The following is a 12,034-nucleotide window of genomic DNA, read 5'->3' on the forward strand; positions in this document are numbered from 1 at the left end:
TTTAGATTTTCGATTTTAGATTTTAGAGGCGACCCCACGGATAAATGCGGGGGCTCTTCTGATTTTCGATTTTCGATGTCAATCGATTTTAGATTTTCGATTTTAGATTTTAGAGGCGACCCCACGGATAAATGCGGGGGCTCTTCTGATTTTCGATTTTCGATTTTGGATTGATTGCACGGATAAATCACGTGGCGGGTACCACCTTTGAAATTCGTGGTCAATATAAAAAAGCTTATGTTGTTAGTTCCTAATCGCTAATTGTTAGCTGCATGGAGATTCTTAAGCATTTTTAACTACTTTTTGTAGCGATGGCTGACTTTTTAGCCATCTTGTTTCTGCAAGCGGACTATGATACAAAATCATTAACTGTGATGGAGCATCTCATATTAGTAAAAACACTTCTTCTGGCTCCTTCCTTCTGCCTCTTTCCTCAAAACTCCAATTTCTAGCGGAGGGCTGCAAAAGTGAGATGATCCCCTGTGAAGTGTGATTTATATACAGCGTATTCCAGGTTTATGAAGTACACCCCAGAAACCAGGTTTCTTTACAGTTCTCGCATCCTTAGTCATTCTGTTCAAAAAACCCGGTTTCTCGCGATCTACATCTACATGGAATATGCTGTAAATCAATGACCTCTACCAGAAATCATTCCATTTACACTGGGAAAGTTTTCCCGAATTGGGATAGTAGAGAGCTGCGACGCTCGAAGCATTGTTTTGTCAGCTCAAAAGTCGATTCGGGCGACGGCGAGAGACTCTCCCTTACTCCGCTGATGGCAAAGGAGTTTCCGCTTCTTCGGGCGGCGGAATTTCCGCAGGAGTCGATTCGGGCGACGGCGAGAGACTCTCGCTATCGGGCGGCGGAATTTCCGCAGGACTCGATTCGGGCGACGGCGAGGGACTCTCGCTATCGGGCAGCGGAATTTCCGCAGGAGTCGATTCGGGCGACGGCGAGGGACTCTCGCTATCGGGCGAGGGACTCTCCGAAGGACTTGGGGCGGGAGTTTCCGGCGGTGGGGGAAGTTGTGCCGGATCTGGCTGGGGGCTTTGGAGGCTTTGCACCCACAAACCTAAACCGCCGCCGGCTAATATCAGCCCCAACACCCCCAGTAGGGGCAGCGGCAGCTTGGATCGCCGTTTTTGAAAGGGTTCCGGGGCGGGGGAAGTTTCGGGGTACAACAACTGTTTGGACGATTCTGAAAGCTGAGATTCTGGAATCCTCCCGGACTTCTGGAGGGACGCCGCGAGGGAAGGCGGCAGCGACACCGAGGCTGACACTGGCGCTGACGCCGGCGCTGAGGCCACGGCCGGATCAAACAGTACCAATCTCTCCGGCGACATCCGACAGTGAGTCGCCACCACGGAGGTGTTGTCATAACCGTTTTTCTCGTTGGCCAGACGAATCCAAGACTGAACTGCGGCTTCTAAAGACATTTTGCCCTCGAGCACCTCTGGGCCATAATTCTCCCAAGATTTCTCTACCCAGTCGTTGTCGCTCAAACCGTCGGAACACAGCAGCAGTAAGCCTTCCTCTTCGACAATAAATCGCTGAATCGTCGGGCGCAGGAAATCGGCATCCCGCGTACCCAAAGCTTGAGTCAGGGCTCCTGCATCCGATCGCAGTTGAGTCTCCCAATATAAACAATGTCCTAGCTGGACTTCCCTTGAGGCTACGTCGTCGTCCACAGTCAGCCGGTGACAGTAATTTTTGCCAATCCAATAAGCGCGGCTGTCTCCAACATTGACTAAATAAAGTTCGTGGCTGTTATTCGAGGGCAAATCCTCGGAAATTTTCACTTTTTGAGGCAACTGGAGGGCCATCACCAAAGTCGTCCCCATCCGCTGTCGCAACTCTTTTCCCTGCTCATTATTTTGAGCGGAAATCACATTATTCACAACTCTGACTATTTCTTCGAGTTGCTTGATCACCATTGTTGGCGTCATCAACTCTTCTTGTTGAGCAATTTCTGAGAGCAAATTTTGGATTAAAGCTTTCAGGGACTGCACGGCTAATTGACTGGCAACTTCTCCTCCTTCGTGGCCTCCAACCCCGTCGCAAACCATTGTCAAGTAAGGAATTAGTTTCTCGCCCCCTGAAGTTTTGCTAAATTGAAAATCAGCAGCAGTCGGATAGCAACTGTCTTCATTTTGGGAGCGCTGCGGCCCGGTATCAGTCATGCCGACTACTTCTAAGTGCAGAGGCAATTTAGCGGCTTGTTCTAATATTAAATCGTTTAGTTCCAGGGCGATCGCGTCGAAATTCATGCTGCTGCGGCGCATAAACTGACAAATCTCTCCGAGTTTCGACTGCACCTCGGGTTGCGCTGATTCCACCAAACCTGACCACACATCTCCCAAATCCCGCAGCGTCGGTACAAAATTGCCCCGGTGCAGTTCCAGCAGGCGTACCCGCCAACCTTCCACCCGCAAATTTTCCGGTACCAGCAAACTCGAAGCGACTCCCTGTTCCGACAGCGGCGCCCACAGTTGGAGCATTTGCCACAGCCAGTAAACTTGGCGCGCGGCGCTTGTCCCAGACCAAGATTCTAAAATAGAAGGATACAGGCGACCGAAATTATTGATGGGCACATTTTCCAACAACAGCACCTCTGTCGCTTCCGGTGCTTCCCCAAGCGAACAAAAACCGTAGACTTCCGGCGTATGCAGCCGTTGGGGATACAAATGCAGGTAAGGCATAATCGTATCCGGCAGTTGTTCCGGGACGCTGGGAGGCAACGCTGGACGGCTGTCGAGCCAGATTTGGGGTGCAATGACAAAGTATCGATCGGCTATTACCTTACCCGCCGGCACTTCCTCGGCTGCTTCTCCCACCACCCACACATAGCGATAAATTAAATCCGTTTCGCACGCTGCACAGTGCTGGCGGCCAAAGGTATTGCGGGGATCGGGACAGCTAAGATTCGGGCAATAAATGGGTTCGGAGAAACTGCTGATCATATCGAAATAGTTTGTGTAAAAACATTCTCAAGATATATGATTCGCAAGCTCAAATTCATGAGCTTGAGAATAAACTGATTTTAGCCCCTATCAATTTCTTAACTGCCTTTGGGCCCCTAGAAATTGTAGTTTCTGCCAGCCTGCACCGGCTTAAATTGTAATTTAAGTTACTAAACTCAGACTTGGAGTACGATGGAAGCCTCAACGTCGTACCGCTGTGCGAAAAATCGCTCTGAGGGGCTGCAAGTCGCAAACCCTTGCAGAGTCAGTTTTTGGCAATTCTTAAATCTTAAATTTCAAATCTAAGAATCTAAATAATATCACTATTCCTTTTTATGATCTTGACTCCGACGCTCCTTTGGCTGATAGCTGGGTCTTTGCTCTGTTTGGCAGAGATATTTCTCCCGACTGCTTTTGTCGCTTTTATGATGGGACTGAGCGCCTTCGCCGTAGCTGGATGCTCTCTAGTTCTACCTTACGTTAATTTACAAATATTCCTGTGGATGGTATTTTCGACCGTTTTTGTGCTGCTGTCTCGGCGGTTGATACCAAAAGGCACGGCAAGGGCGATCGCAGATTCTCAGGAAGCAAAAACTTTAACAGAAATTCCCCCCGGAGAAGCCGGCAGAGTCATTTATGAGGGGAATTCTTGGCAAGCTCGCTGCGAAGACACGAAGGCCACTATCCCCCCCAACCAAAACGTAATTGTCGTCGGACGTAAAGGCACTACTCTGATAGTTTTGCCAGAAAATCTCTTGCATTCTTAAACAAAATGCGTAATTAATCACAGGCAATTAGTAGTCAGTAGTCAGTAGTCAGTAGTCATTAGTCAGTAGTCAGTAGTCATTAGTCAGTAGTCAGTAGTCAGTAGTCATTAGTCATTAGTCATTAGTCATTAGTCATTAGTCATTAGTCCACAAACATTTAACAGTCAACAGTCAACAGTCAACAGTCAACAGTCAACAGTCAACAGTCAACAGTCAACATTTATAGGAGGCAACCGTGGAACAAATTTTTTTACTTGTATTTTTAGCTTTAGGCGGCTCAGCCCTCGCAGGTTCCGTCAAGATTATCAATCAGGGAAATGAAGCGCTGGTGGAAACTTTAGGAAAATACAGCGGCAAGAAACTGGAACCCGGTTTGAATTTTGTCACGCCGTTTCTCGATCGCGTCGTGTACGAGCAAACAATTCGGGAAAAAGTCTTAGATATTCCCCCGCAAGCTTGTATTACCCGCGACAACGTTTCCTTCACCGTTGATGCTGTGGTTTACTGGCGCATTGTAGACTTGGAAAAAGCTTGTTACAAAGTAGAAAATCTCCAGTCAGCAATGGTAAATATGGTGCTGACTCAAATTCGCGCCGAAATGGGTCAACTGGATCTAGAACAAACCTTTACTGCTCGTTCTCAAATTAATGAAATCTTGCTCAGAGACTTAGATATTGTTACCGATCCTTGGGGAGTGAAAGTAACGCGGGTAGAATTGCGGGATATTATCCCTTCTAAAACTGTACAGGAATCGATGGAATTGCAGATGGCAGCCGATCGACGCAAGCGGGCGGCAATTCTGACATCCGAGGGCGAACGCGAGTCAGCAGTTAACAGCGCCAAAGGTAAAGCTGAAGCGCAAGTTCTGGATGCAGAAGCGCGCCAAAAAGCGACTATTTTGGAAGCGGAAGCTCAACAAAAGGCGATCGTCCTGAAAGCTCAAGCAGAACGCCAAAGTCAGGTTTTGAAAGCTCAAGCTACTTCTGAGGCCTTGCAAATCATCGGCAAAACTCTGCAAAATGACCCCAATGCCCGGGAAGCTTTACAATTTTTGTTAGCTCAAAACTATCTGGATATGGGTCTAAAAATAGGCACCAGCGACAGCAGCAAGGTGATGTTTATGGACCCGCGCAGCATTCCCGCTACCCTCGAAGGAATGCGATCGATCGTTGGGGAAGGTAATAATAAGGAGGTGAAAAAGTAGTCTTAGCTAGAATGGGCAATTGAAAGAGACTGGTAACTCTGTATGAGGCATGAAAATCCTCATACAGAGTTAGCATAAATAGCAAGCAAAAATGATTGTGTCATCACGCACCACATTATTAAATAATCGGCGTTGCTGAATTAAGATATAATTGATTCGGAGAGCCATTCACAAAAAACAATTTAACACAAGTCATATTCTATGAAATGTCCTGAATGTAAGTCAACTCATATCAATAAAAATGGGCGAAAAAAAGGTAAGCAGAACTACCTGTGTGTTACCTGTGGTAGACAATTTATAGACTGCTATCAACCTCACAGAGGTTATGCTCAAGAAGTGAAAGACGAATGCCTACAAATGTATGTTAATGGCATGGGTTTTAGGGAGATTGAAAGAGTCAAAGGTGTACATCATACCACAATTATGAATTGGATCAAACAACTAGGATAACTCCTGCCCGATTTTTAGGATCGACAGACAATTCGCGAATTTAAAGAATTAGATGAATGATTAAGATTTGTTTGTAAAAAAAACAAAAATTTGGCGGCCGACATCGGTAAATCACTTTAAAAGCGGTATTTTAGGATGGGTACAAGGAGACCCTACTAACCAAACATTTAAATCTTTAGGGGATGTAGTTAGCAAATGGAAATGCTATTTTTATGTAACGCATCACCCGAAACTTTACCCGATGTTCATTCCCGATGCAGACCAGATTAATGGGAGGTTTGGTTTGACTCACGCCCCGAGCACCATTCTCATTTAACAGGCTTTCGGGCCTGTTCCACAAAGAATGAATTTCTTGTCGGTGGGATCTTATAGCCAGCCCATAAAAGCCTTATTGAGCATGATGTAAAATCTCATACCATTTTTTTAAAGATGTGATAGACTTGTGTAAAAAGTAAAGGAGAGAATTACAATGTCTGGTCGTCCTCATATAAAGATTACCGAATCTGTAGAAAGTTTGCGAGAAATACTCAAACAACAAAAAAGAATCCTAGCTTATAACAAAGTCCAAATGCTTTATTTGTTTCAGTCTAAACAAGTAGGAACTGTGCGGGAAGTATCGGCAGTTTTAGGTAAAAGTGAGGCGACAATTCATCGCTGGCTCTTTCAATATAAAAAGGGTGGTCTGGAAAATTTGTTAAAAAATCGCCAGGTTTTTGGTCGCCCAAAAAAGTTCTCAGTTGAAATAGCAGCTTCATTGCAACAAGAGTTGAGAGACCCCGAAGGATTTCAGAGTTATAAAGAAGTTCATCTTTGGCTCTGGTTGATTAAAGGAATAGCCAGTAGTTACCAGGCTGTATATTCTTTAGTTAGAGGGGAATTAAAAAGTAAATTAAAAATTCCCCTACCTCGCAGTATTTCTCAGAAATCTACGGCAATTAATGAATTCAAAAATAACTTGCATCAACAGATAAAAGCTCTACTATACCAAGCTTTACCTCAAGTAAACAAATATAAAAAAGTCATCTTTTGGTGCAGTGATGAAACGCGGCTAGGACTGCATACAATTCGTCGGCGTAAGCTGACGCTTTCAGGCGTAAAGCCCGTCGGGAAGCATCAATGGAAATTTGAGTGTTTTTGGCTGTATGGGGCAGTATCGAGCGCTACTGGAAAAAGTTTTTTTTGGGAGTTTTCCCATTTAGACAAAGTTTGTTTTGGAGCATATTTACAACTTTTGTCAATACAATATCCTGAGCAATTACACATCATTCAAGTTGATAACGCACCCGCTCATAAGTTGGACTCATCTGAATTACCAGACAATGTTATTTTACTATTTCAGCCTCCGGCTTGTCCCGAAGTAAATCCTACAGAAAGAGTGTGGGAATATCTGAAAGATTTTTTAGCTTGGTCGGTGTTTAGTAATCTTGACGAACTCCGCATAAAAGTCCAGGAAATTTTGGCATCTTTCACCGAGCGTGTCATTGGTTTTCTCACCGGATGGTCTTGGATCTTACATTCTCTATCTCTATCACATCTTTAAAAAAATGGTATCAGGTTTCACTCTTTTTAAATTGGCTAACTCTATCTTGAAATCGCCTGGTATCTATTTAAACATCGATATTCAGGCAACTTCTCTTCGCCGTTAACCTAATAACTCGACACAGTTAAAACGATCGCCTCCCTATCTCCCAAAACCAAACCATACTCCAAACCCTCAACAACCGCCTGATAAGAAGCATCCAAAATATTACCAGAAACCCCCACAGTCGTCCAGCGGTCTTGACCGTTGCTAAACTCAACCAAGACGCGAGTTTTAGCAGAAGTTCCCGCACATCCGTCCAGAATTCGCACCTTATAATCGGTTAAGTTAAAATCAGTAATTGCCGGATAAAAATTCCGCAAAGCCTTCCGCAAAGCCGCATCAAGTGCCGAAACAGGCCCGTTTCCTTCCGCGCATTCCAGAATATCTTGACCGTTAACAGTCACTTTCACCGTTGCTAAAGAATTAACTGTTTCCTCCCTACCTTTATCGCAGTGAACTTGAAAACCTTTGATTTCAAATAAATGCTTGCGCTTTCCCAAGGCCTCCCGCATTAACAATTCAAAAGACGCCTCAGCACCCTCAAATTGATATCCCTGACTTTCCAAATCTTTCAATTTTTCCAAAATTTGGCGGCAAGCAGGATTTTTGCGATCGAGATCCATGCCAAAAGTGCGCGCCTTCGCCAAAACATTGCTCAAACCCGCTTGATCCGAAATCACAATTCGCCGCCTGTTGCCAATTTTTTCCGGTTCCAAATGTTCGTAAGTTAACGGATTTTTCTCAACAGCCGATACGTGAATTCCCCCTTTGTGAGCAAAAGCTGAAAGACCGACAAAAGGAGCATGATCATCGGGAGCTAGATTGACAATTTCACTAATCGATCGACTTACTTGAGTTAATCTAACTAATTGCTCGTCTTCAATGCAATTCTGACCCAACTTTAGCTGAAAATTAGGAATTAAGGAACATAAATCGGCATTGCCGCAGCGTTCGCCGTAACCGTTAATAGTTCCCTGTACCATCCTCACTCCTTCCCGCACAGCAGCCAAAGCATTAGCAACCGCAACTCCTGAGTCGTTGTGAGTGTGAATTCCTAATTGTAAAGATTTTTCGCGATTGGTTCCTAAAGCTTCTAAAACATCGCAAACTACCTGACTGACTTCGTGAGGTAAAGTACCCCCGTTAGTATCGCAAAGCACTAGCCATTCTGCACCGGCATCGGCGGCAGCTTCTAAAGTTTTAATAGCATAATCTGGATTGTGTTTGTAGCCGTCAAACCAGTGTTCGGCATCGTAAATAACGCGCCTTCCCTGACTCCGTAAATATTCAATTGTATCTCGAATCATCGCCAGATTTTCTTCTAGCGTAGTCTTCAAACTTTCAATAACGTGCAAATCCCAGGACTTGCCAAACAGCGTCACCCAGCGAGTACCGGCGGACAAAATAGCCTGCAACATTTCATCATTAGCTGCCGTAGTTCCCGGCCGCCTAGTCGAACAAAAAGCTACAACTTCGGCTTGAGTTAGGGGCTGTTCTTTGAGACGCCAAAAAAATTGTACGTCTTTAGGATTCGCCCCCGGCCAGCCGCCTTCAATAAAGGGAATTCCTAAACTGTCTAACTGTCGAGCAATTCGCAGTTTGTCTTCGAGAGATAAGGAGAGTCCCTCACACTGAGCACCGTCTCGCAGCGTGGTATCGTAGATCCAGAGCCGATTTGTCATGGGAAATTGCGATCGAGAAATTGGTAATATATCACTTACCATATTAGATGAATTTATTTGAATTTAATGCGATAATATATAGGAAAATTAACATAAATCTAACTGGGGTAAATTGCTGTGGTCAAGGTACAAGCGCAAGGAAAAACATTTGAGTGCGATCGCGGAGCCAATCTCCGTGAAGTATTGCTCAAAAACGGCATCGATCTCTACAACGGCAACGCCAAAGTCATCAACTGCCACGGCCTCGGCACTTGCGGCACTTGCGCCGTCACCGTCGAGGGCGAAGTTTCCGAGTCCCAGTGGCGCGAAAAAGCCCGACTTTCGGTTCCTCCCCATTCTCCCGCCTCCAACCGCCGTTTGTCCTGCCAAACCAAGGTTTTAGGCGATATTAAGGTGACAAAATATGACGGTTTCTGGGGTCAAGGTTCTGAAACTGTCTGGAAACCCCAAGCATAGATTTTTTGTTAAGGAAGGCAGATAGGACGATCGCCTTGCCAGATAATCTGTAAGACTTGTGCAAGAATTCTCACTGTAAGGTGCACACAGGGCACCTTACCATAAAGAAACCCGAGAGGTCAAAAAAGCCAGAAAGTCCATATAAAAGTTAATGAATTCATCTAAAGATATTCTGATTATTGGCGGCGGAATAATTGGTCTTTCGCTAGCAGTAGAACTGAAATTGCGAGGGGCATCTGTCGCGGTTCTCACCGCCGATTCTAAACAACCGACGGCTCGGGCTGCTGCGGGAATGCTTGCCCCCCAAGCCGAACGAATTCCCCCCAGTCCGATGCTGGATTTGTGCGTGCAAAGCCGCGCACTGTATCCCGTCTGGGTGGAACAGCTAGAAGATATTACCGGATTAAAAACGGGATATTGGCGATCGGGAATTCTCGCACCAGTTTGTCAAAACGAGCCTCAAGAAAAGCCACTTTTGTCAAACCTTAATTATCAATGGTTGGACAGAGATACTGTTCGCCAACACCAGTTTGGATTAGGTCAAGAAGTAATTGGCGGTTGGTGGTATCCTGACGACGCTCAAGTAGACAACCGCGCTTTATTTCGGACGCTTCAGGCCGCAACTAAAGAATTGCAGATTGAGATTATTCAAGGCAGTGCAGAGGAAATCATTCGGCAGGGAAACCGAGTTTTTGGAGTGGAAACAACGGCAGGAAAATTACAAGCTGACCGTTATGTTTTGGCGGCGGGCCCTTGGTCTGAGAAATTATTGAATGTTCCTGTTTTTCCAAGAAAGGGACAAATGCTATCAGTATGTGTACCAGAAGATTGTGGAGTTATCCAGCCCCTACAAACCGTTCTATTCGGGACTGGCATTTATATTGTGCCACGTCAAGATGGCAGAATTATTATTGGCGCAACTAGCGAAAATGTAGATTTCACGCCGGGAAATACACCTGCGGGAATGCAAAGTTTGCTAGCAGGAGCGATTAAGTTATATCCCGAATTACAAAATTATCCGATTCTGGAGTTTTGGTGGGGATTTCGGCCGGCTACGACCGATGAATTGCCGATTTTGGGTGCTAGTGCTTGGGAGAATTTGACGCTGGCTGCGGGGCATTACCGCAATGGCATTTTGTTGGCTCCGGTGACGGCTAAATTATTGGCTGATTTGATTGGAAATCAGAACTCAGATCCGTTATTGGCTGCTTTTCATTATTCGAGGTTTCCTGAATCTTGGAAGTTTGAAAATGGTAAATAGTGAGATTTTTTGCTTTTTTTAAGACGAGGCAGAGCCGGGGAACGAGAAACGAAAGTCAACCAAAAGAATATTTTTTGCTATAATCAAATCAGCACAATAGGGTTTTGTAAGTTATGACTTTCAGTGATGTGGTCGAGACGATTAAGAATCTTTCTACTGACGAAAAGCAAGAGCTTCAACTGTTGTTGAAGCAATATCTCCGGGAAGAACGTCGCGAAGAGATGTATCAAAACTTTAAGTCAGCGCAGATTGAAGAACAAAAAGGTGAACTGAAATTTTTCGCTAACATCAATGAACTCAGAGTAATGATAGAGGAATAATTGTGGAAGTCAGTTTCAGTTCTTCATTCAAGCGTGCTTTCAAAAAGCGGATCAAAGGCGATGCTGATTAGGAGGCTAGGTTTTGGCAAAAGCTGGAACAGTTCATCAGAGAGCCGTTTGAACCAAGCTTAAAAACTCATAAATTGTCCGGTAGGCTCAAGGAGTTTTGGAGCTTTAGCGTAGATTACGACGAAAGGGTACTTTTCTACTTTACAGAAGACGGAAAAGCTGTGTTTGTAGATTTGGGAAGTCATGATGAAGTATATTAATCGACACAACAGTTGCTACAGTACCGCTGGAAGTAGCGCGCCAAACCATTTTTTGGTAAGTCCTGAATTAGTTCGCATCCTGTTTTTTGGGTTGGTTTAATTCTCTGCATTTAGCGGCCGCCAAATCGTAAGCATTTTGGTAATCGCTACCGCCTAACATCAAATCGCCGTAATATTCATAAGGTTGATTGCCATAAATCGGCAGCGGGTCGTCTTCAGGATAATCTTCTTTTGATTCTTCTAGGATTGCTTTGAGTTTCTTGACGCTGAAGCGCTGGACTGGGAAGTAATGAATGTCTTGAGCGATGAAACCGAGATGGGGAAATGTTGGGTCAACAATTCGCTCGTCGAGTTCAATCCAGCTATACTCGATGGGTTTATATGGCACTCCGGGCACAGCTAAAAAGCCTTGAACATAAATCGCGCCCTCGGTGGCTAACGCTGCTTTACAGGCGTTGTCAAAGCAGTTTTTACGGTTGCTTTTGATGCGAGTCGCCATTTCAATAGAAAGCGTCTCATCTAATAGTTCGGTCATAACCCATTTCTAGTCGCGTGTGCGATTAGATTGTAGCAAATCCGAGCTATCTCCGAGCACAAAAACGCAGGCAATTACGATCGCTCCTCAAATTCTCTTCTCAAGGACTTTAGCCAAAATCCTCTACGGTTGTGGATGTTGTGTCAGCTTTGGTTTCCGAGATGGGCTGTTTGCGATCGCCCCTATAGCCCGCCAATAAAAAGTTTTCGCCAGTAGCCCAACTTTTGAGCGTGCGATCGAGTTGAGGGTAGATCCCGGTACGGTAAAGTGTGGCACATACGATGCAAGCAAAAATAGCGGCATACATCACCAAAGGTCGATCGTGCAACCAATCAATCATATTAATGCCTTCCGGTGCAGCAATTTGTTCGGCTGCTAACAGGCTTCACAGTTTTTTTTGTAAACAAACCAGAGTTGTGATAACCTCATAAATGTGCCAAAATCGGTTCCCACAAAAAAACCTTTGGAAGAAACGGGGAAAGTCCGGGGTAAATCCGCCGCTGTCCCGCAACTGTGATGCTAAGCTAAGCACTTATCCACACACCATA

The 12,034-nt window shown here is 45.1% G+C and carries 10 protein-coding genes and 1 pseudogene; 7 read left to right on the plus strand and 4 right to left on the minus strand.

Annotation, left to right across the window (positions count from 1 at the left end; genetic code table 11):
* Positions 1–764: 764 nt before the first annotated feature.
* Positions 765–2,960, minus strand: coding sequence for a protein phosphatase 2C domain-containing protein (locus tag QUB06_RS09715; RefSeq protein ID WP_333435114.1), 2,196 nt, complete (start codon positions 2,958–2,960; stop codon positions 765–767).
* 335 nt (positions 2,961–3,295) lie between these two features.
* On the opposite strand from QUB06_RS09715, the gene QUB06_RS09720 reads away from it, so the two are divergent.
* From QUB06_RS09720 to QUB06_RS09735, 4 genes and pseudogenes are all read left to right on the plus strand, one after another.
* Positions 3,296–3,727 (plus strand): NfeD family protein, encoded by a 432-nt coding sequence (locus QUB06_RS09720; protein ID WP_333144335.1) that lies wholly within the window; start codon positions 3,296–3,298, stop codon positions 3,725–3,727.
* Between the two features lie 235 nt (positions 3,728–3,962).
* Positions 3,963–4,931, plus strand: coding sequence for an SPFH domain-containing protein (locus QUB06_RS09725; protein WP_333435115.1), 969 nt, complete (start codon positions 3,963–3,965; stop codon positions 4,929–4,931).
* Between the two features lie 201 nt (positions 4,932–5,132).
* A pseudogene (locus QUB06_RS09730) lies at positions 5,133–5,670 on the plus strand (IS1 family transposase); the annotation flags it as partial.
* 180 nt (positions 5,671–5,850) lie between these two features.
* Positions 5,851–6,921: an IS630 family transposase gene (locus tag QUB06_RS09735; RefSeq protein ID WP_333435116.1), complete on the plus strand. Its 1,071-nt coding sequence runs from the start codon at positions 5,851–5,853 to the stop codon at positions 6,919–6,921.
* A 107-nt stretch (positions 6,922–7,028) separates the two neighbouring features.
* Here QUB06_RS09735 and cimA read toward each other — a convergent pair whose 3' ends face one another.
* Positions 7,029–8,687 carry a citramalate synthase gene (cimA, locus tag QUB06_RS09740; protein ID WP_445251369.1) on the minus strand — a complete coding sequence of 553 codons (1,659 nt, stop codon included), beginning with the start codon at positions 8,685–8,687 and terminating at the stop codon, positions 7,029–7,031.
* 75 nt (positions 8,688–8,762) lie between these two features.
* Between cimA and QUB06_RS09745 the strand changes: the two genes are divergently transcribed.
* The 3 genes from QUB06_RS09745 (at position 8,763) to QUB06_RS09755 (ending at position 10,682) form a co-directional block, all read left to right on the plus strand.
* Entirely contained in the window at positions 8,763–9,101 is a 339-nt protein-coding gene (locus QUB06_RS09745; RefSeq protein ID WP_333144333.1) for a 2Fe-2S iron-sulfur cluster-binding protein, read from the plus strand.
* A 151-nt stretch (positions 9,102–9,252) separates the two neighbouring features.
* Positions 9,253–10,362: a glycine oxidase ThiO gene (gene thiO / locus QUB06_RS09750; RefSeq protein WP_333435117.1), complete on the plus strand. Its 1,110-nt coding sequence runs from the start codon at positions 9,253–9,255 to the stop codon at positions 10,360–10,362.
* Positions 10,363–10,475: 113 nt separating this feature from the next.
* A complete protein-coding gene (locus tag QUB06_RS09755; protein WP_333284565.1) occupies positions 10,476–10,682 on the plus strand; it encodes a hypothetical protein in 207 nt (68 codons plus the stop codon).
* Positions 10,683–11,018: 336 nt separating this feature from the next.
* Here the strand turns inward: QUB06_RS09755 and QUB06_RS09760 are convergent, their stop codons facing one another.
* Positions 11,019–11,486: a hypothetical protein gene (locus tag QUB06_RS09760; RefSeq protein ID WP_333162310.1), complete on the minus strand. Its 468-nt coding sequence runs from the start codon at positions 11,484–11,486 to the stop codon at positions 11,019–11,021.
* Between the two features lie 109 nt (positions 11,487–11,595).
* Positions 11,596–11,826: a hypothetical protein gene (locus tag QUB06_RS09765; protein WP_333435118.1), complete on the minus strand. Its 231-nt coding sequence runs from the start codon at positions 11,824–11,826 to the stop codon at positions 11,596–11,598.
* Between the last annotated feature and the right edge of the window lie 208 nt (positions 11,827–12,034).

It is taken from the genome of Microcoleus sp. D2_18a_D3 (assembly GCF_036702455.1).
Classification (GTDB): Bacteria; Cyanobacteriota; Cyanobacteriia; order Cyanobacteriales; family Microcoleaceae; genus Microcoleus.

Coding starts and splice junctions, on each gene's coding strand:
- QUB06_RS09715 (WP_333435114.1), bottom strand. CDS start 2,960: ATGATCAGCAGTTTCTCCGAACCCATTTATTGCCCGAATCTTAGCTGT.
- QUB06_RS09720 (WP_333144335.1), top strand. CDS start 3,296: ATGATCTTGACTCCGACGCTCCTTTGGCTGATAGCTGGGTCTTTGCTC.
- QUB06_RS09735 (WP_333435116.1), top strand. CDS start 5,851: ATGTCTGGTCGTCCTCATATAAAGATTACCGAATCTGTAGAAAGTTTG.
- cimA (WP_445251369.1), bottom strand. CDS start 8,687: ATGGTAAGTGATATATTACCAATTTCTCGATCGCAATTTCCCATGACA.
- thiO (WP_333435117.1), top strand. CDS start 9,253: ATGAATTCATCTAAAGATATTCTGATTATTGGCGGCGGAATAATTGGT.
- QUB06_RS09755 (WP_333284565.1), top strand. CDS start 10,476: ATGACTTTCAGTGATGTGGTCGAGACGATTAAGAATCTTTCTACTGAC.
- QUB06_RS09760 (WP_333162310.1), bottom strand. CDS start 11,486: ATGACCGAACTATTAGATGAGACGCTTTCTATTGAAATGGCGACTCGC.
- QUB06_RS09765 (WP_333435118.1), bottom strand. CDS start 11,826: ATGATTGATTGGTTGCACGATCGACCTTTGGTGATGTATGCCGCTATT.